Raw genomic sequence first — 21083 nt, 5'->3', positions numbered from 1 at the left:
AAATGACACATGGACAACTTCTACAATCATAGGATTAATTGATTAAGACTTTGAAAATATGATTCGGGAGGGAAGGTATTGATTAGAAAATGGCTTGCCGTTTTAATTTTAACCTGTCTTATGATTGTTGGAGTTGGTATAAAACCTACCCAAGCAGCTACAAGTCAATTCATTATTATTAACAAAGCATCAAATCAACTAGCTTACTATGAAAATGGTAAACTCTACAAAGTATTTAAGGTAGCTACGGGTAAAAGTCCATCCTTGACACCAGAAGGTAAATTTAAAATTGTAAATAAGATTGTAAATAGACCTTACTATACAGGTCACATTCCAGGTGGCGATCCACGAAATCCACTTGGAAACCGCTGGCTTGGATTAAATGCCCGCGGTACATGGGGTACAACTTATGCCATACATGGTAACAATAACCCAAGTTCGATTGGAAAATACGTCAGTCATGGCTGTGTTAGAATGTATGATAATGAAGTAGAATGGCTTTTTGATAGAGTAAAATTGAGTACACCTGTCGTCATTACAACTTCAAGTAAATCATTTAACTCAATCGCAACTGCAAATGGATACAAGGTAACAAGTTCTAACGGTGGTTCGAATGCTGTTATCCCAAGCGGGACTGTATTAAAAAAGGGAAATCATGGTGCTACAGTTAAAAAACTTCAACAAAAGCTTACGTCTCTCGGATATAGCACAAAAGGTATCGATGGTATCTTTGGAAACAATACAGACAAAGCCGTGCGCAAATTTCAAAAAGACCGGCATTTAAAAGTAGATGGTATTGTAGGACCTGCTACAATTAAAGCACTTGGTGGCTTATAAGTTCGGCTATTAATAGAGGATATTCCTCTATTTTTTTTATTGTTTAGGCATCTTTTTACAACATATTATAGATTTGCCTGATTATAAACGTCTTTAATTAATTTTAGCAAAGTCCTCTGACCCGCCTTATCTTTTGAATAATACATCCTAAATTAAAGATCTTAAGTTAGATCATTCTCCATAAAAAAAAGACTACAAAGCAGCCTTTTGTTGTAGTCAAACGCTATTTTTTTCATCCTCAAATTCAATCTTAAAATAATTAACAACGCGACTGTAATATGGATATATAACCCCAATAACAACAAGAAACCAACCTATATTCGTTAGATATATAGGACCAGAGAAATTAGTAAAGTAGGTTAATGTTACAATTAATAGGCCAAACAAAATATACAAAGCAGAAATCAATTGTTTCATCATTATCTCCTTTTGCATTATTATTATTAATTAAAATTCAATATTGAACTTCCAATTACCTTTAACTTTTTTGAACTCTCTTCTCCAAGTAGTATATAATCTATGAAGTTAGTTAATAAATCATTCAATTCCCTTTAGAATATTCAGTTAAGCTATAGCAATGTAGTTAGTTTCATAGGGTTTTCCATTAAGTTTTTAATTAAATCGAGTTTTTTACAAGATTAGTAGTTATAAAATAAACTATTCACTTTCCAAAATTAATTTTCTTGTTTTACTATCACTATCATATATTTTGTAACTTACCTCAAAATTATGATCCTTTGTAACTGTCACCTTACAAAAATATGGAACTGATCTCCTATAAGCATCCAATTTAGGAATATCCCTAAAAGTAAATATTTCATCTGTACCTTGCATATCAAAATCTGCTTCAGTAGTACGGCTTGAACGATCAATTTCTATAACACATCTTACGCTTACTACATCATATTGTTTAAATACAACATATTTAAGACTTGGAAGAGTAGTCGCTAAAAGTAAAACGCCAAGTAATAAACATCCAACTAGAATATTAATATGTAAACATTTTTTCACTTCCTATAAATAAAACTACAAACTGCCTATCAGGTGGAATTCCTATTCCATATACTCCTACCCTTTTTTAAATATTATCTATTTAATAGAAAGCATTTGATATCCAAAAATTAAACGATAGTCTATATTTATACTCAATTATCAAAATCTAGTATTTTTAAACAATTTCTTTCTTCATCATCTATCAAATTGCGATGATATCATCTATCTTCATAATTGATTCTCCATTTTTTAATTACCTCTATTAATTTTATTTTTCACCCTAACATTATACAATATAATTTTTTTAAGCTTATTCATTTTTCTTTTAAATAGGAATAAATTGAACCAAAAGTATTTCCAGAGCTGAGGATTGTTTATTCTATATTTGTCGTTACAAAGAATAAATAAGAATAAACAGGTCCTTTAATAATAGAGGACCTGCTTGTTTTCGTTTATCTATAACTATATTAATTAGTCTTTTAAAAATGTTAGTAACGCTTCATTAAATTCTTTTCTATGAGTTACGTTTAATCCATGCGGGCCACCTTTAATTAAAGCGAGTTTACTACCAGGAATGGAATCATATGTACGTTTTCCACTTAACTCAAATGGTACAATTACATCAGAGTCACCGTGAATAATTAGAGTTGGTATATTGAACTTTTCCAAATCCTTTCTAAAATCTGTCTTACTAAAGGCCGTTATACAATCGAGTGTTCCCTTAGGTGAGGCACTAGCTGCAATATCCCGATTATATAAACGGAATGGCTCGCTTACTAAATCTGATTGATTACCCGCAGCAAAAAATCCCTTTGTAAATTTGTCAAGAAATACAAGGCGGTCATTTTTTACGCCACTTTTGAATTCTTCAATTGTTGCATCATCTAATGCTCCTTCAGGATGATCCTTTGATTTGTATAAATAAGGAGGAACTGCTCCAGCAAAAACAGCCTTTTCTATACGATCTGTTCCATACTTTCTAATGTATCTAGCTACCTCTCCTCCACCCATAGAAAAACCAACAAGTGTGACATTTTGAAGATCTAAATGTTCTAACAGTTTATGTAAGTCAGAAGCAAAGGTATTATATTCATATCCTTCCCACGGCTGAGATGATTTTCCAAAACCTCGACGATCATATGTTATAACTCTGTAACCTGCTTCAATAAGAGCTGGAATTTGATATTCCCAAGAACGTCCACTTAAAGGCCAACCATGGATTAAGACGACAGGTTTCCCTGAACCATAATCCTCATAATAAAGTTCAATTGGGGCATGATTTTCATTACCTACAGTTAATTTTGCCATATAAATTTCCTCCCATGAATTTTCTTCATAAAACCTACATTCTTGGTTCTTTTATCAAAACTCTCTACTTCAAAGTTTTTATAATATTTCTTTCGTGATAGACACTAACCTGAAAAAGCATTTTCATTTTGTCAATGATTGTATATACGACTTTATGAGTGCTTTTTCCTTTGTCCGAAATTTATATTTTCCGAGAGAAGAGCTGCTTGCATACGAATCACATCTCTAGAATCGCTTTCACAGCACTTAAGCCAATATAACTAATGAAATAAAAAAAAGAATAAGGTATAAAGCCACTATGTATTTTTTGGAATATTATGGTAATATTTAATTGATTTTAATACAGGAGGGGAAAAATGTCTAATTCAATAGGTCTTATTTGTGGTAGTTTACGAAAAAACTCTTATAATCGAATCATTGCTCAATCGTTAATAGAGATGGATGATTCCCATCAATTTCGTTGGATAGATATTAATGAACTACCTTTATTCAATGAGGACCTTGAAACAAGTGTTCCAGAAGCAGTGACATCATTTAGGTCTGCTATCAAGGACGTTGACGGTATCATTATTGTAAGTCCTGAGTACAATTCTGGAATTCCAGGTGTATTAAAGAATGCATTAGACTGGGCTTCAAGACCACGAGAATCCGCTGTTCTTAGTAAAAAACCAGTTGGTTTAATCGGTGCAACACCTGGAGGATTAGGTACTGTTTATGCTCAAATACAAATCAGAGAAATACTAGAAGCTATGCAAGCTCATGTATTACCATTTCAAAAAATGCTGATTTCCCAAGTACACGAAAAGATTGATGCTGATCAGAAAGTGCTTACGGACGAACATACAAAACGTTACCTTCAGCGTTATTTACAACAATTTATAAATTGGATAGATAAAACTCCTTGTTTAGATTAATAGAAGTAAACTAAGTAAATTCAAAAAATCAGTATATTTTTTATAAACGAAGATTATATTCCAGTTTTAAACTTTCTTCGATTACTTAATTTTTAGGAGGATTACATAATGTCTGATCTCTATTCTCGTATTAATAAAGATGAAGCTGTCGTTCTTTTAGTGGATCATCAAACTGGTCTGATGGCTGGACTAGTGCGTGACTATGGTGTTGATGAATTCAAGAACAATGTATTGGCTCTTGCCCACACTGCTAAGTTTTTTGATTTACCAGTTATTTTAACAACAAGCTTTGAAAACGGACCTAATGGACCACTTATGCAAGAATTAGTTGATCTTTTTCCTAACGCGCCAAAAATAGCTCGACCTGGACAAATTAACGCTTGGGATAATGATGATTTTGTAAAAGCAATCGAAGAAACTGGAAAAAAACAACTTATTATCGCGGGCGTAGTTACGGATGTTTGTGTTGCTTTCCCTGCACTTTCAGCTATAAATGCTGGTTATGAAGTATTTGCAGTCACTGATGCTTCAGGAACTTTCAGTAAACAAGTTGCAGATGCCGCTAATACGCGTATGGCACAAAGTGGTGTGCAACTTTTGAACTGGTTTAGCGTAGCGTGCGAATTACAACGCGATTGGCGAAACGATGTAGAAGGGTTTGGCAATTTGCTTGCTAGTAATCTTCCAGGTTATCAAAATATAATTGGAAGCTATATGGGAGCTCAGCGAAATCACACTAAACAAAATGCATAAATAAAACAATAAATTAAAAGCCTAACTTTCTCTTTAAAGAAAAGTTAGGCTTTTAATATTATTTTAATAAAATATTACAATTTTATATTTCATATTGATGTAATGAGTATTAAAATAAGTTGCCATGACAACTCATTTACTAAAACTTTATTTAATCATTACAAATCTATGTAATTTATTATAGTTTTTATTGATTTGGCATTCTCAATCCCAACGCTCCGATATCCATTAAATCCATTAATTTTTATGATGGCACCACTTTTGTGAACCAAAGAAATGAACTATTTTCAACTGTTTTATCTAATGGACTTCTGAATGATAACTGAACATCATATTTAGCTAAATCAACAATTGGTTTTTCAATTTTTTTACTAAATAGATAGATTTTTTCTAATTGATTTAATTTCTCCCGTTTTTCAACATTTACCGGTATAAATTTGGTTACATTTTTCCCGAACTTTGTGTAGTTATAACCAATCCATAATTCATTTTTTGTTTTGGTATACTTCATTTTTTCAAAATAAAATCCACCTAAGCATAAAGCTAGGATTACTACGCATATCAAAAATATATATGGCTTTCTCAATTAAGGCCCCTCCGTAAAAAACAATACAATATAACCATATTTTACCATTTTTATAAGTAGTTTAATATAAAAAAACATTTCAAGTTTCATGTATCTATTACATATTTTAGTAGTTGTTTTTTGGTGACTAGATTTTCCCGGCTTGCACATAATTAATTTAAGTTTTCTCCTTTTTTGTGGGTTTATTATGTAAAGCAAAAACTCGCTATACTATTTAGCAAGTTAATTTTTGTATATAAATATAGGTGTATATTTATTAGACATTAATGTGATAAAAATTTTTTGATCTCATTGGACAAAATAGAAGTATCCCACGGATACCAGTAGTAGTTAGCACCGTCAAATTCAATAGTATACTTATAAGCAATTGGTTGTTCTGTATACAATACAATTTCATAGTGAATAGAATCAGTATGATCATTGTTAGGTTGAAAATTTGAATCTTCCTTACTGTTCTTTAAGATAGCTAGAAAGTAAACTATTTTTTCTTTGTTTTTAATCTCAGATATCTTTTTCATGCTAGTTGAATAAGATTGGTAGATTTCAATCAGATCTACTTTTTCAATTGGTACATCTTTAAAATACCACTTATAATCAATTGTTCCTTTTGCATAATAAATTCTATAACCATTAATTGCAGTTTTGTCTTTTAAGGCAATTAATTCAGGATTCCCCTTGATTGAATAAATGTCTGTTCCCTTCTCATGGAATGCTGCATCTCCATCTTTTATTTTATAACTTGGATTAGTAACATGATCTGCTACCCTGAATTTTACTTCCCCTACTTTTTCATCAATAAATTTTTCATTCGATAAAATTCCTGATTGTATGCCATTGTACTCAACCCCATTCCATCTAACAAAGTCTACCCAATCTATAATTGATTGACTTTCTGAAGGGATAAAACGACAAGCGACTAGTAATAAGGGCAATATGATAAACGATAGCTTAAACAAATTAACTCTTTTCATTAAAACCTCCTTAAAAATAGTTTATTTTACATAGTATTCAACCACTTAAATGAAATGCCCTTCTTAAATTTCAGCTATGACCGCGTAGTGGAAATTTGCGTCATTACTTATTAAAAAGTGTTTAAATGATAGGAAAGAAATAGGACCAACTACACACTAACTAAAAAGTGCTAGAAAACTAAATCTATTAAAAGATTAAATAGAAACTTAATCGCCACACTCTTCTTAATTTCTCTAAGTGAATACATAGAAACGCTCTTTGATTTTCCGTGATAAACGCACATTTTTTATAAAAGCTTGACTTTGAAAGCACTTACATTTTAATTACACATAAAATATATTAGAATGGAGGGATGAATGAATGGAAAGAATTTTCTTAATGTTAGCTAGTATTATTGCTGGTTTTGCTTTAATTAAAATGCCTTTAGCAGGCACATTCTTATCAAGTGTAGAGCCATTAACAGATTTAATTGGTATTTTAGCTATTTTAATTTTCTCGCTTTTCCTAATATACAAAGGGTTTATGAATCTTATCGGTAAGTAGTGTATATTATGTTTAGGCATCTTATTAAAATATACTAACGATACAAAATATTAAATAAACCTGTATCAGATTACTAGTTAATCTATGGTACAGGTTATTTTTTATGATGTAATGAAAAACTTCTATATTTTTGCTTTTTTAGTGTTTTTTCCTTTAACTCTCTTTAACGTAGCTACGATCAGAAAGCTTACAATTACTAATAGTAGCCATGAACTTACTTTACCTAGATGAACTAAACTCCATGCAACCGACTGATTTGGATATTGCCATGCACCAAAAAACGTTGCAATATTTTCAGCAATCCATATAAAAAATCCGATTAACACGAAAGAAAGTGCAATTGGCATACGGTATTTGGTCCCATGAACCATATAAGTGACCCAAGATTTCCAAAAAACAATTATGACAAGACCTGATAACCACCAACGAACGTCAATCAAAAAATGGTGAGTAAAGAAATTCAAATAAATTGCTGTTGCAAGTGAAGCAACTACCAAAAATGGTGGCCAATTAACTAGTTCAACATTCAACCTTCTCCACGCTTGACATAAATAACTTGCAACACTTGCGTACATAAAACCACTATATAGTGGTACTCCAAATAGTTTGGAGTATCCTTCCCCTGGATAAGTCCAAGAGCCCATATGTACCTTAAAAAGTTCAAGAGCAAGTCCAATTAGGTGAAATAGTGTGATGACCTTTAATTCATCCAATGTTTCAAGCCCAGTACGCACCATTAACCATTGCATCAAAATACAAATTAAAAGTAACCAATCATATCGTGGTAGTAGTGGCAGTGGCATAATTTTAGTAAAAGCTAAAGAAGCAAAAATCACAACAGGAAATATACATGATAGAGCTTGCTCCCAACCAAATCGAACAAGTTGTTTGGCCGCTCTTAGAAAATGTGACTCAGCCTTTTGTAGTGTTAAATTCACAATTAGCCCTCCTTCATAACTTGATATCAATCATAACGATCTACTTGTTGTCATCATCATTTTGATACTCTAAAATATCACCAGGTTGACACTCTAAGGCCTTACAAATTGCTTCTAAAGTTGAAAAACGTATCGCTTTTGCTTTACCGTTTTTCAATATAGAAAGATTCGCCATCGTAATCCCAACTTTTTCTGAAAGTTCGGTTACACTCATTTTCCTTTTTGCCAACATCACGTCAATATTAATAATAATTGCCATATTCTTCACCTCAGACCGTTAAATCATTTTCTGATTTTATATCAATTGCTTCTTTCAAAAGCCTTTCGAGAACGGCTGCAAAAACTGCAATTACCATTGAAGCAAAAATCAAGACCATGCCAATAACGATAATTCCTGGAGCATCATCCATATCAGCAATTAAATAAAAAAGTGGCAACCCTAGTACATACAAAACACTAATTGCGATTGCACTAAACTTTATTTTCTTTAAAGCGTTAACCGATAATTGCGAGAAAGCTTTATTTTTATCAATGTAGCTTAAAAGTTTAAAAGCTTGATAAAGAGCAAAATAGAAAGGAATTGCTGCTAAATAAAGATCTATAAAAATAAAGTATTTCATTAAAGTAATATTCGGATATAACTCAGCAGCAAATTCTGCAATCTTCGGAACCACCAATATACACAATGCAAGCACTGGGAGCCCAATAAAAATGACTACTATTTTTAAAAAGAGAGTTGACCCACGTTTCATAAAAGCACCTCACTAGATTATTTTCAATTTGAATTTACCATATAATTTATTGTTTTACAATAAATTATTGTTGTTTTTTATTATATTATTATCGTTCTAAAATTATCCGTTTATTTTAGAAATAGTAAAAAGCATTTCGAACCAAAGTGAAATGCTCTTTTTAAAACGTAATTATTAAACCTCTCAAAGAAAAAAATTTTGAGTTGAATTAAATTAAGAAATTAAATATACTGTTAGTAACATATTACTGTTAATAACAGTATATTGTTATTAACAGTATAAATTTTTCTTTGTGAAGACATATATGATTTTTTGGAGGCTAACTATTTATGAAACATACAGGTAGACATACAGGTGCATTTCTTTTGTTGTTTTTAACTGCAGGGGATAGCTATGGTGGGAAGCTATTGCAAAAATGTGAGGAAGAACTACCAATTAATCCAATTGACAGTTCAATATTATATCGAACTCTAAAGCAATTAGAGACTGATGGTGCTGTTGAGTCTTATTTAGGTAAATCCGAGCAAGATAAACCGATCAAGATGTACAAAATTACTGAAAGTGGGAAAGAAAAATTAGAAGAATTTCAAAAAAACATTGAAGAAAAGCTTAAAAATTTAACATTTTTCATCAACAAATACAATGAATGGAAGGATGAGAAGAATCATGATTAATGCATCGATCTTATACAGTTTAGCAATAATTCTTACTTGTATCTCTTTTATAAAGGATCGACAGAAAACAAAAGATGCATTATTAAAATCATGGAGAATGTTTTGTAATATTTTTCCTGAAATTTTAACTATTATGTTATTTGTAGGACTATCCTTATCTTTATTCACGCCTACACTCGTTTCATCAATAATTGGTGCACATTCTGGAGTGAAAGGAATTATACTATCTACAATAATTGGTTCTGTTGGCTTAATTCCTAGTTTTATCGTTTTTCCTCTTGGGGAAACATTAGTCCAAAATGGTGCTGGACTCCCACAAGTAGCAGTGTTAATGTCAACGTTAATGTCAGTCGGAATTATTACTTTACCTATGGAACAAAAATTATTTGGAAGAAGTTTTGCATATGCACGTAATGCTACTGGACTTTTAATGTCTCTTTTATTTGCATATATTATTTGGTTGGTGATGGTATGATTCATTTAAAAAAATATCGTTTCTTTTTTATTTTATTAGTAGTGTTCATCGTTCTAACATTAATAAATCACTCAGTTGGAATGAAAGCATTTCAGTTAACTGGAAGTAGTATATTAAATATGTTGTTTCTCCTCCCACCTGTTTTAGTTTTTGTTGGCTTACTCGACAAATGGGTTGAAAAAGAAACGCTTATAAAATATATGGGAGATCAATCTGGCATTTATGGTGTTCTGTTTGCTCTCTTACTAGGAGGTATAGCAGCTGGTCCTCTATATCTAGCTTTTCCAATCGCGGTACTTTTATTGAAAAAAGGAGCAAGTATTCGTTATGTTGTATTTTTTTTAGGAGTTTGGACAACGGCGAAACTACCTATAGTTATATATGAAATCTCTTCATTTGGTATTAAATTTACACTTATTCATTTATGTTTTGGCTTAGTATTTTACTATTTAGCGGGAATCGTTTTTGAGAAGTTTTATACTCATAAACAATTGTTAAATTTTGAAGATGACCAAGATATTTCTATATAGGTATTATATACGTATATAAACTAAAAAAACTAAATGAATAACAGCAAACTCAAGAAGACTAGCCCGTATGCTAGTCTTCTTGAACTGTAAACCGCTATCTCTTTTACTATTCATTGCAGTTACTACTTTCAATTATTAACCTATTACACTTGTCTTAACCTTTTCCAACGTAATCTATTTAAATCTGTCTCTCATTTTTTTGTAAAATCTGTATGAATGCCTAGTAAAATCCAAGAATTTTAACGGAATTTTAATAGGTACTTTATACAAAGTTTTTTTATATAATTTATAATAAGCTTTGACTAAATCTTCCCACTTTTCATCCTTTCCTTTTTTATAAAAGTCAGATACATCTACAACGTATCCCCTACCATCTTTCATCATCACATTTTTCCCGTGAACATCGTATGGATTTAGCCCTCTACTTATCGCATACTTAAGCGCAATATTTACATCTTTAATCACGCTCTCATGTATTCGATCACCATTTGCAAGGGCGTTGTATAATGTAATTCCTTGTAATCTTTTTAATACTAAATATTTTTCACCAAATTGTATTAATTTCGAATAAGCCGGATGATCTCCCAATTGTTTATATACTTGAACTTCTTTTTTTAAACCATCTAGCTCTTTTCCATACACTTTAACCACTACATTTGGTTCAGAATGATGTATAAAAACCGAAGCATAATTTCCTGATCCAATGCATGTCCAACCGTCTGGAATATTCTTAACTACAATTGGGTCATTTGGACGTACACTCTTGAGGCTTACATTCGGAATTAATTCATTTTCAATTAGAAACTTAAATTCAGATTGATTAGATAAAATAGACATTCATTTACCCCTTTATATCCGTATACTACGATTTCTTAATCTATTAGCCTATCAAAAATATCAATCCCTTTCATAACGGCTAAAAATAATAAAAAAATTCAATTCGTTTTCGAAAAAAGTTACGATTTTACTAGAAATTTGATTAAGCTTCTTAACAAGCGCAAATTGTGAAATAGGAGCTGATTATTCAGCTCCTATTTTATCTTATTTATTTTACAGATGAAGACCTTGTTCGCGTTCTTTTTTTCCTCCACGTGACCAAATCACGACTGGAATAAGGAGTAGGGATAAAATTCCCCCAGCTAATGATAATGCTGCATAACTTGAATTGGCAACAATCATTCCAGACAATGCGCCACCTGATGCTCCTGCTAGTGCGATAAATACATCCACAGTTCCTTGAGTTTTGGCGCGTGTAGTAGAATCTGTTGAATCAACGATTTGAGCAGTCCCACTGATTAGTCCAAAATTCCACCCTAATCCTAGTAAAGAAAGAGCAACTACTAGTAGAATCATTGAGTCACTTGGTGCTGATGCGGCTATTACTCCTGCTAGTAATAAAGTGGCTCCAGACGCAATTGACATAGTTGTTCGCCCCATTTTATCTACAAGAATACCTGTAATGAGTGAAGGAAGATACATTGAGCCAATATGGAACGCAATGACTATACCTACTTCGTTTAGTCCATGCCCGTGATGTTTCATATGAATAGGTGTCATTGTCATAATAGCAACCATAACAATTTGCGTTAGTACCATTGTCGTAGCTCCTACAGCAATCCCTCTATTTGCTTTCATACTTTCAATTTGTGTGGAAGGAACTACATCTACTTTTTGTGTTTTATTTGACTCGATTATTTTCGCTAAAATCAATGGGTCTGGATTAAGCATTAAGAAAAGAAAAAGGCCAGCCAAAATAAAAGCAGTTGCGGATAAAATGAATGGACCTGCAAGTGCTGGCACGCCAATGGAGACTGCAAATTTTCCCATTGGGCCTACTAAGTTAGGACCTGCGACTGCACCAAACGTAGTGGAAACCATTGCTATACTAATTGCTTTTGCACGTTGTTTATTATTTGCCAAATCAGTTCCTGCATATCGAGCTTGCAAATTGGTTGCTGTTCCGGCACCATAAATCAAGAGTGATGCGAATAAAAGAATAATACTGTTTGTCATTGCTGCAATTACAACACCGATTGCCCCAAGTCCACCGGTAAAAAATCCTGCAGCAAGCCCGATTCGTCGACCAAATCTTTGCGAAAGCCTACCAACAATTAATGCCGCTCCTGCTGAACCTAGTGTAAAAAGAGATGCTGGCAAACCAGTAAAAGCATCTGTCCCAAGCATTTGTTGAGCTAAAAGCGCACCAACTGTCACTCCGGCAGCTAATCCTGCTCCGCCAAAAATTTGCGAAATGCTAACCATCAATAGTGTCCGTTTATATAGCATCTTTTGTTTTTCCTCTGAATTCACATAATCCATTGCAAAATTATGCGCTCGATTCTTCATTTATACACCTTCTTTTAGTCGTGCGATTTTTAAAACAATAATTGCAATAATATCAATGAATGTAAACGGTTAATTACATCTCTTTTATTTTAACAAATATCAATTTATATCAAACTATTATTTTTATTTTCTTTCGTAAATTTAACATATAAAACAAAAGCATCGAGCCATTTGACTTGATGCTTTTGTTCTTTTAATAAAATTTATAAATAACGTTACTACGCTTTTTTAACAAACTCAGACTTTAACTTCATGGCACCAAAACCTTCAATTTTACAATCGATATCGTGATCACCTTCAACTAATCGAATACTTTTCACTTTTGTACCAATTTTAACGACAAGTGATGTGCCCTTTACTTTTAAATCTTTTATAACTGTAACTGAATCCCCATCATTTAAAATATTTCCGTTTGCATCTTTTACTACTTTTGTTTCGTTATTCGTATGTTCTGTTTCCATTGTCCATTCATAACCACATTCCGGACAAATTAAAAGAATTCCATCTTCATATGTATATGATGAATTACACTTAGGACAATTAGGTAGATTTTCCATTGTTTTTCCTCCGCTCATTACTTAATCTATACTTTTCACCCTACTTCTATGTAGTCGCATACCCCTAACCTTAATATAAGATTACATTATTATTATCGAATTTTAATGATAATGTTAAGGTTAATTTAAGGTTTGACCTGTAAGATATAAATATAGATAGAACCTTCTTCATTATGAAAGTAAGTCCCCATTTATTTTCATAGATAAAATAGCTCATGATTACAGGTCATGAGCTATTTTGTTTTAAATTTCTAATAGATTTTTTTCAATTAAAGAATTAACTGCCGAACAAATTGCAATTTTCACGTGAGCATAAGTTAAGCCACCTTGAACGTATGCAACATATGGAGCTCTTATTGGACCATCTGCCGTTAATTCAATACTTGCACCTTGGATAAATGTCCCCGCTGCCATAATTACATCGTCTTCATATCCAGGCATATAGTTTGCTGTTGGCGTAAAATGAGCATTGATCGGTGAGGCTGCTTGAATTGCTTGACAAAATGCAATCATTTTTTCTTTATCATCAAATTGAACAGATTGAATTAAATCTGTTCTTACAGCATCCCATGAAGGATTTGTGTTCATTCCAAGCTTTTCTAAGAACGCTGCAGTAAATAAAGCTCCTTTTAATGCTTGACCAGTAATATGTGGCGCCATAAAAAATCCATGATACATATCTTGTAACGCATAAAGAGAAGCACCTGCTTCACGTCCAATCCCTGGAGATGTTAAACGATAGCCGCATTTTTCAACTAAATCTTTACGTCCTACAATATAACCACCCGTTTTTGCAAGTCCTCCACCAGGATTTTTAATTAATGAACCTGCCATTAAATCTGCTCCCACATGGCATGGCTCTTGTTTTTCAACAAACTCACCATAACAATTATCTACAAATACTATGACATTTGGATCAATTTCTTTTACAAAATCAATCATCTCTTTAATTTGTTCAATTGTATATGAAGGTCTTGTTCCGTAACCTTTTGAACGCTGAATACCAATCACTTTTGTATTACTTGTCATTTTATTTGCGACTTTTTCATAATTGATTCGTTCATCATTTACTAATTCGATTGATTCATATCCAATCCCAAAGTCTTTTAATGAGCCATTTCCACTTTCCCCACGAATCCCTACAATTTCCTCTAATGTATCATATGGCTTCCCAGTAATATATAAAAGCTCATCGCCTGGTCTTAGTACGCCAAATAAAGCAGTTGAAATTGCATGGGTTCCTGAAATGATTTGCGGTCTCACTAGACCAGCTTCTCCACCAAAGACATCTGCAAAAATATCCTCTAATGTATCTCTTCCGATATCATCATAACCATAACCAGTTGTTGGGATAAAATGACTATCACTTACTTTATGCTTTCGAAAGCTTTGTAAAACTTTGAATTGGTTATATTCAATCACTTCGTCAATTTCTTTATGGGCTTCTGAAATTAATTTTTCAACATCTGCAACTAATGGTGCAATTTTTTCCCCGTTTGATAAAAATTCTAGCATTGATTATTGCTCCTTATGTATTCTATATCTTTTAACTGTATCATAAATTGAATGTTCCTTGAAAACATAACCAGTAATTTGATAGATTTCTGCTTCTTCATTAAAGTTGATTGATTCAATCATCGTTAATTTTTTGATTTCATGAATTAATTTGCCCTCATATGCTGGTACAAATGCCTCAAAATATTCCATATACTGCTTACATTCATATTCAATTCTTTGTCGTAATTTACTTAAGTCATCTTCATTTAAAGCACTCATCTCAATAAAACCTTCAGATGGTGAAGGTATAAAGTCCTCATGAACTTGATCAATTTTATTATAAACAGTCAAAATTGGAATATTTTCAACATCTAAATCATTCAATAATTTAGAAACTGTTACTTCATGACTTTTATAATTTTCATGAGATGCATCGACAACATGAAGAATGAAATCTGCTTCTGTTGCTTCTTCAAGTGTTGAACGGAATGCTGCAATAAGTGAAGTTGGTAAATCTTGAATAAAACCTACTGTATCTGTTAGTAAAGTTGTCATACCATTTGATAAAACAAATTTTCTAGTTGTAGGATCTAATGTCGCAAACAGTAAATCTTGTTCATACACATCTGATTTAGTTAGTCGGTTAAATAATGTTGATTTTCCTGCATTTGTATAACCTACTAACGAAATATGAAACATTTCATTTTTCTTACGTCGCTCACGATAACGTTTTCGATGTTCAACGATTATGTTTAATTGCTGTTTAATATCATCTATACGTTTTCGAATGTGTCGACGATCAGATTCTAGTTTTGTTTCACCAGGTCCTCTTGTACCAATACCTCCACCAAGTCTTGATAACTCTGTTCCTTGACCAACTAATCTTGGCATTAAATATTGTAATTGAGCTAATTCAACCTGTAATTTACCTTCTTTTGTTTTCGCACGCTGTGCAAATATGTCTAAAATTAATTGCGTTCTGTCAATTACCCTTTTTTCTAATCTCGCAGATAAATTACGTATTTGAGATGGAGTCAGTTCATTATTAAAAATAATAACATCAGGTTCTAACTCTGCAATTGCTGCCTCTAACTCTTCTACTTTACCTGTCCCTATGTATAATGCTGGATGATATTTAGTTCTTTTTTGTGAAGTGATTAAAACTACTTCCCCATTTGCCGTCTTCGTAAGTGATGCTAATTCATCCAATGAATAATTAAAACGATCATCATCTACATTTTGAAGCTGACATCCAACTAAAATGGCTTTTTCTCTCAATTCATTCGTCACAAAATTCCACCTTTTCTTTAACCAATTCTAAGCAATAAATATTCTTTACTCTTAACTGTCTCTTTATTATAATGATATCTGGACTATTTTTCATCTTTTTATTGGAGGGGCAGGGGAATTGCTTTTTGGAAACATGGGAGTTATTTAGCATTATTGGTACTATTTCCTTTGCATTAAGTGGTGCAGTAGTCGCGATGGAAGAAGACTATGATTTATTTGGGGTCTATATTCTAGGCTTTGCTACAGCCTTTGGTGGCGGTGCATTACGTAATCTATTAATAGGTTATCCAATTAACTATTTATGGAATCAAACAACAAATTTTACAATTGCTTTAGCTGCGATGACAATTATCTTTTTCTTTCCGCAATTATCAAATAAACCTTTTAAAAAATTAGATATTTTATTCGATTCAATCGGTTTATCCGCTTTTGCAATTCTTGGTGCAAATTATGCCATGGAATTAAAATTACCTGTTAGCGCTGTTATTGTTGCATCTGTCTTAACTGGAATCGGTGGAGGAATCGTACGAGATCTACTTGCAAAAAGAAAACCAATGGTATTACATTCAGAAGTATATGCTTTTTGGGCAATACTTGTAGGCGTTTTAATTGGAAATAAATTTGTTGATACAAATTTTGAACTATTATTATTATTCATTGTTATTGTTCTTCTTAGACTATTATCTGTACATTATAATTGGAGTCTACCTAAAAGATCATTTAAAGACTCTAGCTCTACAGTTAGTTTAAACGAATCAAGCACTCAAAAATTAAATTAAATTAAATAAGTCCAATAAAAACAAACCCTTTAATAAGATAGGTTTGTTTTTTTTATTTTTCCCCTTTTGCTCCTTGCTTCTTTGCAACCAACCTTTGTTTTTATCACATAATTTACCTATTCTTGCCAACACTATTTTAGAAATTTATTTAAAGGTGGAATTTCATTTGAAGAGATATAATCTAACAAACCATTCAGTCGAGACTGTTGATGAATTTTTACTTCCAACTAATGATGAAATTCTTTGGTATCACTTCAATAATAAATCCTTAGATGAGTTAACTACTATTATTGAAAGTTTAACGATTCATCCTTTAGCAAAAAAGAAACTTCTACATAGTGATTATAAACCAAGAATAAATGTTTTTAAAAACGAGGCAATACTTTCCTTATATGCTTTAACTAAGTTATTTAAACCAACAAAAATAAATATTCTTGTTTGTAGTAATTTAATTATTTCATATATAGAAGATCATGAAATAGATTTGTTCAAGTATGTAACTCAGGAATTCAACCAAAATTATATTAAAGTAGACCATGCTGGTCATGTTTTATATCAAATTTTCCATGAGGTTATAGAGAAATTCCTTATCTCAATTGATCGGTTTGCAAATGAGATTGAAGAAATTGAACGAAACTTATTTAATGACCCATTTCGAAAAGATTTAGATAAGAAAATCTTCAATTGGAAAGTTCAACTTCAAGATTTAAGACAACTTGTAGAACCGCAAGTAAATGTCATTAACCAAATTGTTGAAGCAGACTTTCCTTTCTTAAGTCAGGATGCAGGTTTTTATTTTAACGAGTTGAAAGAGAATTATGAACGGATTATTAATGCCCTAGATAATTTCAAAGAAAGTATGGGAGGCATTATCGAACTTCAAATGTCCTTAAAATCTGACCGGACAAATGATATCATGAAAACTTTAACACTCATAAGTGCCATTTTCCTACCTATGTCTTTTATCGCAGGATTTTATGGCATGAATTTTATAAATATGCCTGAGTTAAAATGGAAATATGGTTATTTTTATTGTATCTTCCTCAATATTTTAATTGGTGTTATTATTTCAATTTATTTTTACATTAAAGGCTGGTGGGGTAGAAAGCACCAGATTAAATAGGAATCGATTCAATTAATTGAATCGATTTTGTCAGTAGTAAACAAATCTTTTTCTTCAATTCTCATTAATATTTCTCGATTAAATTCAGTCTCAGATACTAATCTTGTTGCTTGTGTCCTAATCGATTTTTCAACAATATTACGTACAAATCGCCCATTACTAAAATGAGCACGATTTTCAAGTTTAGCCTTTTGGATAAAATCTCTTAAACGGAATTCCGCTTCACGAGATAGAATATATTCCCGGTCAACAAACATTTTTTTTGATATATCTAGAAGCTCCTTTACAGAATAATCCTGGAATTCTAAAATGAATGGAAACCTTGATTTAAGTCCAGGATTTAAACTTAAGAAATAATCCATTTCGGATGAATAGCCGGCTAAAATTAATACAAAGTCACCATGTTTATCTTCCATATGTTTAACAAGCGTATCAATCGCTTCTTTTCCAAAATCTTTCTCCCCACCTCGGCCAAGCGAGTAAGCCTCATCAATAAAAAGAATCCCACCATTTGCTTTTTTTACTAAATCTCTAGTTTTTTGAGCAGTGTGACCAATGTATTCCCCGACTAAATCAGCTCTTTCTGCTTCAATTAGGTGACCTTTTGACAATACACCCATTTTTAAAAATAATTGACCAATAATCCTTGCAACAGTCGTTTTTCCAGTTCCTGGATTCCCTTTAAACAACATATGTAATACTTGTTTTTCGGCTTTTAAGTTTAATTCTTCTCGTTTTTTATTAATAAATATCCAAGCATAAATTTCATGAATCATTTTTTTTATTTCTTCCATACCGATTAAATGCCTTAACTGATCCTCTATTTCTATTAATAACTCATGTTTAGGCTGTTTCACTGTTTCGATACTTGGAATAGGAGAAACCTCTCCTCTTTTCACTGTATTAAGTACAACATTTATTTGGCCGTTATCTTTTAAACGAATTGGCTGCTCCAAACATGACACCTCTCTTATTCTATCGAACATTTTTTTGTGTATCTATAGAAAGCACTCCTCTTAGAAATCACATGTAAGTTCGTTTTATGCGCTTTTGAACGTATTTTACGAAATAAGTTTTTTACTAATATATGTATGAACGATTAATTTCAAAACTTTTATTCTCCAGACTAACTGTTAAATGGATAAGATTGCTAAATTTTACTAAATTCTATTAACTTATTTGATATAATGAGAGAAAAAGAGAAGAGTTGATAAATTTGACGATCCCAAACTTAACGACTGCTACTTTACCTGATGTCATCTTGCAATTTGCCTCTCACTTAAATAGTAAAGGAAGAAAAGAGTCTACTATTAAGCGTTATTGTTATGATTTAGAAGAATGTTTCCGTTATTTTAAAAAAGTTAATAAAAGTTTTAGTTCATTACAAGTACAAAATTTTAATGATTATTTCTATTTTTTAACGTCTGAACGTGGTTATAATGAGAAAACAATGCATCGAATTTATGTTGTACTAAATCAATTTTATAAATTTTTACATTCTAATAATTCTTCAATCGAAAATATCATTCCATTTACTAACTATTTAGCTCGACCTTCGCGAGCTCTTTCATCGGACGATTTTATCTCTGAAGAAGAAGAAAAAAAATTACTATCAATCGTTCAATCCACGACAGATTTATCAGAAAAACAATTAAAAGCAAGATCTTTTTTAATGGATCGTAACGAAATTATGATTCGTTTTATGCTGTTGTATGGTTTAACTTTAAAGGAATTAATTGATTTACAGATGCGTGATATTAACTTCGCTTTAAATGAACTTGTTGTCCATAGCAAGGAAGGTACTAAAAGAACAATTATTCTCACAAAAGAAGATCGAGTGTTATTATATAATTATTTTGTCACGATACCAGAGCCCGTAAGACCTCATTATCATTCAACTCATCCACTCTTTGTTGCATTTGATTATAACCGCATGACATTCCATTGGGTTTACGATACAGATTCACCGAAAGCACTAACTGAAATAGCATTTCAAAAAATGCTTAGGTTGGAAGTTAAAAGGGCTGGGCTTAGAAAAGGACTTTGCTCACAACATTTAAGAAACACTTTTATTCTACGGAAAATAAAAGAGGGATTATTAGTGGAAGATATTCAGCATTTAGTTGGATTGAAAACCTCCGTTTCTTTAAAACGATACTTTCAATATTTTCAGGGAAAATGAAAGCGCAAATAAAAAGGAGTTATGATTTTCATAACTCCCTTCTTATTTATGTAGAAACTTCTTTTTAAGAACTTGTATTTAGTTTTGCTTTCATAAGTTCCGCGATTTCATGCGAAGAATATTTTTCTTCATTTTGTAAAGCTGCAATCACTTTTTCTCTTCTTTCAATTGAATGATTTTGACTTAATTTCTTTTTACCGATTAACTCTGTTACTTCAATTTTTAAACACACAATTCCTGAAAGTAATTTTTCAACATAATCTGTGTGATCTTCGTATTTCCAAGGTTTTGATTGTCCTTTTTCAAAATAGTCAGTCGTTTTTAACACGATTTGTCTCATTTCATCTTTATTTTCAATTGTTGTTACTTTTCCATAAGCATGTATTGCTGTATAGTTCCAAGTTGAAACTGTATTTTTTTCTTCATACCATGAAGCAGAAACATATGTATGTGGCCCTGGAAAGATAATCAAACATTCTTTTCCATTCATTGTTTTCCATTGAGGATTTGGCTTAGCTAAATGTGTAATGAGCATTAAATTCTCATTGTCTGCTTGAATGATAAACGGTAAATGAGTTGCTTCTATTTTTGCATCTTCATTATTCGATAATAATATACCGAAGCTATTTTTCTTCATTTCAGCTATTAATTGATTTAAATCTGTTTCTTTAAATTCTTTTGGGACATACATTTAATTCCCTCCCATTAGTTTACATAATATAATTATTTTCATTAATTTGTTTAGAATAATTAAAAAGAACATTGACCATAAGATCAATGTCCTTTTTTCAATTTATTTTACATTTCAATTTGTACATTTTTAGATGGTACAAACGTTGAAATCGCATGTTTATATATTAATTGTTGTTTACCTTCAACATCTAACAATACCGTAAAGTTATCAAAGCTTTTTACTTTACCTTTGATTTGAAATCCATTTAGTAAAAATACTGTAACCGCTAGATTGTCTTTACGTAATTGGTTTAAGAACTGATCTTGAATGTTGATTGATGTTTTCATGTCCTTTTCCTCCT

25 protein-coding genes are annotated in these 21083 nt (G+C 31.7%); 10 read left to right on the top strand and 15 right to left on the bottom strand.

Going from position 1 to position 21083, the window contains the following annotated elements; all coding sequences use genetic code 11:
• Positions 1-78: 78 nt before the first annotated feature.
• Positions 79-837 carry a L,D-transpeptidase family protein gene (locus RAH41_RS01220; protein WP_331220018.1) on the top strand — a complete coding sequence of 253 codons (759 nt, stop codon included), beginning with the start codon at positions 79-81 and terminating at the stop codon, positions 835-837.
• 657 nt (positions 838-1494) lie between these two features.
• Here the strand turns inward: RAH41_RS01220 and RAH41_RS01215 are convergent.
• Positions 1495-1848 carry a hypothetical protein gene (locus RAH41_RS01215; RefSeq protein ID WP_331220017.1) on the bottom strand — a complete coding sequence of 118 codons (354 nt, stop codon included), beginning with the start codon at positions 1846-1848 and terminating at the stop codon, positions 1495-1497.
• Positions 1849-2301: 453 nt separating this feature from the next.
• The gene (locus RAH41_RS01210) at positions 2302-3138 is read right to left on the bottom strand and encodes an alpha/beta hydrolase (protein ID WP_331220015.1); all 837 of its coding nucleotides are present in this window, start codon (positions 3136-3138) and stop codon (positions 2302-2304) included.
• A gap of 356 nt (positions 3139-3494) precedes the next feature.
• Here RAH41_RS01210 and RAH41_RS01205 point away from each other — a divergent pair, with 356 nt between their 5' ends.
• Entirely contained in the window at positions 3495-4052 is a 558-nt protein-coding gene (locus tag RAH41_RS01205) for an NADPH-dependent FMN reductase (protein WP_331220014.1), read from the top strand.
• Positions 4053-4160: 108 nt separating this feature from the next.
• Positions 4161-4805: an isochorismate family cysteine hydrolase YcaC gene (ycaC, locus tag RAH41_RS01200; RefSeq protein WP_331220012.1), complete on the top strand. Its 645-nt coding sequence runs from the start codon at positions 4161-4163 to the stop codon at positions 4803-4805.
• Positions 4806-5049: 244 nt separating this feature from the next.
• Here ycaC and RAH41_RS01195 read toward each other — a convergent pair whose 3' ends face one another.
• Together RAH41_RS01195 and RAH41_RS01190 are read right to left on the bottom strand one after the other, a co-directional pair.
• On the bottom strand, positions 5050-5391 hold the full coding sequence (locus tag RAH41_RS01195; protein ID WP_331220011.1) for a hypothetical protein: 342 nt from the start codon (positions 5389-5391) through the stop codon (positions 5050-5052).
• A gap of 263 nt (positions 5392-5654) precedes the next feature.
• Positions 5655-6362, bottom strand: a complete 708-nt coding sequence (locus RAH41_RS01190; protein ID WP_331220009.1) for a hypothetical protein — start codon at positions 6360-6362, stop codon at positions 5655-5657.
• 361 nt (positions 6363-6723) lie between these two features.
• Between RAH41_RS01190 and RAH41_RS01185 the strand changes: the two genes are divergently transcribed.
• Positions 6724-6906, top strand: a complete 183-nt coding sequence (locus RAH41_RS01185) for a hypothetical protein (protein ID WP_069034392.1) — start codon at positions 6724-6726, stop codon at positions 6904-6906.
• Between the two features lie 122 nt (positions 6907-7028).
• On the opposite strand, the gene RAH41_RS01180 is transcribed toward RAH41_RS01185, so the two are convergent.
• The 3 genes from RAH41_RS01180 to RAH41_RS01170 are packed head-to-tail and all read right to left on the bottom strand — an operon-like array spanning position 7029 to position 8596.
• Positions 7029-7844, bottom strand: a complete 816-nt coding sequence (locus tag RAH41_RS01180; RefSeq protein WP_331220008.1) for a DUF817 domain-containing protein — start codon at positions 7842-7844, stop codon at positions 7029-7031.
• Between the two features lie 40 nt (positions 7845-7884).
• Positions 7885-8103: a helix-turn-helix transcriptional regulator gene (locus RAH41_RS01175; RefSeq protein ID WP_331220007.1), complete on the bottom strand. Its 219-nt coding sequence runs from the start codon at positions 8101-8103 to the stop codon at positions 7885-7887.
• 10 nt (positions 8104-8113) lie between these two features.
• Entirely contained in the window at positions 8114-8596 is a 483-nt protein-coding gene (locus RAH41_RS01170) for a DUF2975 domain-containing protein (protein WP_331220006.1), read from the bottom strand.
• Positions 8597-8925: 329 nt separating this feature from the next.
• Between RAH41_RS01170 and RAH41_RS01165 the strand changes: the two genes are divergently transcribed.
• Genes RAH41_RS01165 through RAH41_RS01155 form a run of 3 tightly spaced genes read left to right on the top strand, consistent with a single transcriptional unit; the run spans position 8926 to position 10275 of the window.
• The gene (locus RAH41_RS01165; RefSeq protein WP_331220005.1) at positions 8926-9270 is read left to right on the top strand and encodes a PadR family transcriptional regulator; all 345 of its coding nucleotides are present in this window, start codon (positions 8926-8928) and stop codon (positions 9268-9270) included.
• A complete protein-coding gene (locus tag RAH41_RS01160; RefSeq protein ID WP_331220003.1) occupies positions 9263-9745 on the top strand; it encodes a hypothetical protein in 483 nt (160 codons plus the stop codon). The genes RAH41_RS01165 and RAH41_RS01160 overlap by 8 nt, the downstream gene beginning before the upstream one ends.
• Entirely contained in the window at positions 9742-10275 is a 534-nt protein-coding gene (locus RAH41_RS01155; RefSeq protein ID WP_331220002.1) for a permease, read from the top strand. Before RAH41_RS01160 ends, RAH41_RS01155 begins: the two co-directional genes overlap by 4 nt.
• A gap of 174 nt (positions 10276-10449) precedes the next feature.
• On the opposite strand, the gene RAH41_RS01150 is transcribed toward RAH41_RS01155, so the two are convergent.
• From RAH41_RS01150 to hflX, 5 genes are all read right to left on the bottom strand, one after another.
• Entirely contained in the window at positions 10450-11112 is a 663-nt protein-coding gene (locus tag RAH41_RS01150) for a serine/threonine protein kinase (RefSeq protein ID WP_331220001.1), read from the bottom strand.
• 213 nt (positions 11113-11325) lie between these two features.
• Positions 11326-12621 carry an MFS transporter gene (locus RAH41_RS01145; protein WP_331219999.1) on the bottom strand — a complete coding sequence of 432 codons (1296 nt, stop codon included), beginning with the start codon at positions 12619-12621 and terminating at the stop codon, positions 11326-11328.
• A 218-nt stretch (positions 12622-12839) separates the two neighbouring features.
• A complete protein-coding gene (locus RAH41_RS01140; protein ID WP_331219997.1) occupies positions 12840-13178 on the bottom strand; it encodes a zinc ribbon domain-containing protein YjdM in 339 nt (112 codons plus the stop codon).
• Between the two features lie 243 nt (positions 13179-13421).
• Positions 13422-14693, bottom strand: a complete 1272-nt coding sequence (locus RAH41_RS01135) for a methionine gamma-lyase family protein (protein WP_331219995.1) — start codon at positions 14691-14693, stop codon at positions 13422-13424.
• A gap of 3 nt (positions 14694-14696) precedes the next feature.
• The gene (gene hflX / locus RAH41_RS01130) at positions 14697-15965 is read right to left on the bottom strand and encodes a GTPase HflX (RefSeq protein ID WP_331219993.1); all 1269 of its coding nucleotides are present in this window, start codon (positions 15963-15965) and stop codon (positions 14697-14699) included.
• A gap of 125 nt (positions 15966-16090) precedes the next feature.
• Here hflX and RAH41_RS01125 point away from each other — a divergent pair, with 125 nt between their 5' ends.
• Both RAH41_RS01125 and RAH41_RS01120 read left to right on the top strand, forming a co-directional pair.
• The gene (locus RAH41_RS01125; RefSeq protein WP_331219991.1) at positions 16091-16744 is read left to right on the top strand and encodes a trimeric intracellular cation channel family protein; all 654 of its coding nucleotides are present in this window, start codon (positions 16091-16093) and stop codon (positions 16742-16744) included.
• Between the two features lie 166 nt (positions 16745-16910).
• Entirely contained in the window at positions 16911-17867 is a 957-nt protein-coding gene (locus RAH41_RS01120) for a magnesium transporter CorA family protein (protein WP_331219989.1), read from the top strand.
• Between the two features lie 8 nt (positions 17868-17875).
• On the opposite strand, the gene spoVK is transcribed toward RAH41_RS01120, so the two are convergent.
• Positions 17876-18823 (bottom strand): stage V sporulation protein K, encoded by a 948-nt coding sequence (gene spoVK / locus RAH41_RS01115; RefSeq protein WP_331219988.1) that lies wholly within the window; start codon positions 18821-18823, stop codon positions 17876-17878.
• A 260-nt stretch (positions 18824-19083) separates the two neighbouring features.
• Between spoVK and RAH41_RS01110 the strand changes: the two genes are divergently transcribed.
• The gene (locus RAH41_RS01110) at positions 19084-20049 is read left to right on the top strand and encodes a tyrosine-type recombinase/integrase (RefSeq protein ID WP_331219986.1); all 966 of its coding nucleotides are present in this window, start codon (positions 19084-19086) and stop codon (positions 20047-20049) included.
• Between the two features lie 64 nt (positions 20050-20113).
• Here the strand turns inward: RAH41_RS01110 and RAH41_RS01105 are convergent, their stop codons facing one another.
• On the bottom strand, positions 20114-20740 hold the full coding sequence (locus RAH41_RS01105) for an FMN-binding negative transcriptional regulator (protein ID WP_331219985.1): 627 nt from the start codon (positions 20738-20740) through the stop codon (positions 20114-20116).
• A 107-nt stretch (positions 20741-20847) separates the two neighbouring features.
• Positions 20848-21069, bottom strand: a complete 222-nt coding sequence (gene hfq, locus RAH41_RS01100; RefSeq protein WP_056470298.1) for an RNA chaperone Hfq — start codon at positions 21067-21069, stop codon at positions 20848-20850.
• Positions 21070-21083: the final 14 nt, after the last annotated feature.

It is taken from the genome of Gottfriedia acidiceleris, assembly GCF_036421055.1.
GTDB classification, from domain to species: Bacteria; Bacillota; Bacilli; order Bacillales; family Bacillaceae_G; genus Gottfriedia; species Gottfriedia acidiceleris_C.
Note: the sequence above shows the minus strand (reverse complement) of the source record. Positions and strands in the feature narration are given on the sequence as shown.

What these genes read in the sequence shown, in the direction of transcription:
- RAH41_RS01210 (WP_331220015.1), bottom strand. Translation starts at nt 3,138, where the DNA reads ATGGCAAAATTAACTGTAGGTAATGAAAATCATGCCCCAATTGAACTT.
- RAH41_RS01205 (WP_331220014.1), top strand. Translation starts at nt 3,495, where the DNA reads ATGTCTAATTCAATAGGTCTTATTTGTGGTAGTTTACGAAAAAACTCT.
- ycaC (WP_331220012.1), top strand. Translation starts at nt 4,161, where the DNA reads ATGTCTGATCTCTATTCTCGTATTAATAAAGATGAAGCTGTCGTTCTT.
- RAH41_RS01190 (WP_331220009.1), bottom strand. Translation starts at nt 6,362, where the DNA reads ATGAAAAGAGTTAATTTGTTTAAGCTATCGTTTATCATATTGCCCTTA.
- RAH41_RS01185 (WP_069034392.1), top strand. Translation starts at nt 6,724, where the DNA reads ATGGAAAGAATTTTCTTAATGTTAGCTAGTATTATTGCTGGTTTTGCT.
- RAH41_RS01175 (WP_331220007.1), bottom strand. Translation starts at nt 8,103, where the DNA reads ATGGCAATTATTATTAATATTGACGTGATGTTGGCAAAAAGGAAAATG.
- RAH41_RS01170 (WP_331220006.1), bottom strand. Translation starts at nt 8,596, where the DNA reads ATGAAACGTGGGTCAACTCTCTTTTTAAAAATAGTAGTCATTTTTATT.
- RAH41_RS01165 (WP_331220005.1), top strand. Translation starts at nt 8,926, where the DNA reads ATGAAACATACAGGTAGACATACAGGTGCATTTCTTTTGTTGTTTTTA.
- RAH41_RS01160 (WP_331220003.1), top strand. Translation starts at nt 9,263, where the DNA reads ATGATTAATGCATCGATCTTATACAGTTTAGCAATAATTCTTACTTGT.
- RAH41_RS01155 (WP_331220002.1), top strand. Translation starts at nt 9,742, where the DNA reads ATGATTCATTTAAAAAAATATCGTTTCTTTTTTATTTTATTAGTAGTG.
- RAH41_RS01150 (WP_331220001.1), bottom strand. Translation starts at nt 11,112, where the DNA reads ATGTCTATTTTATCTAATCAATCTGAATTTAAGTTTCTAATTGAAAAT.
- RAH41_RS01145 (WP_331219999.1), bottom strand. Translation starts at nt 12,621, where the DNA reads ATGAAGAATCGAGCGCATAATTTTGCAATGGATTATGTGAATTCAGAG.
- RAH41_RS01140 (WP_331219997.1), bottom strand. Translation starts at nt 13,178, where the DNA reads ATGGAAAATCTACCTAATTGTCCTAAGTGTAATTCATCATATACATAT.
- RAH41_RS01135 (WP_331219995.1), bottom strand. Translation starts at nt 14,693, where the DNA reads ATGCTAGAATTTTTATCAAACGGGGAAAAAATTGCACCATTAGTTGCA.
- RAH41_RS01105 (WP_331219985.1), bottom strand. Translation starts at nt 20,740, where the DNA reads ATGTATGTCCCAAAAGAATTTAAAGAAACAGATTTAAATCAATTAATA.
- hfq (WP_056470298.1), bottom strand. Translation starts at nt 21,069, where the DNA reads ATGAAAACATCAATCAACATTCAAGATCAGTTCTTAAACCAATTACGT.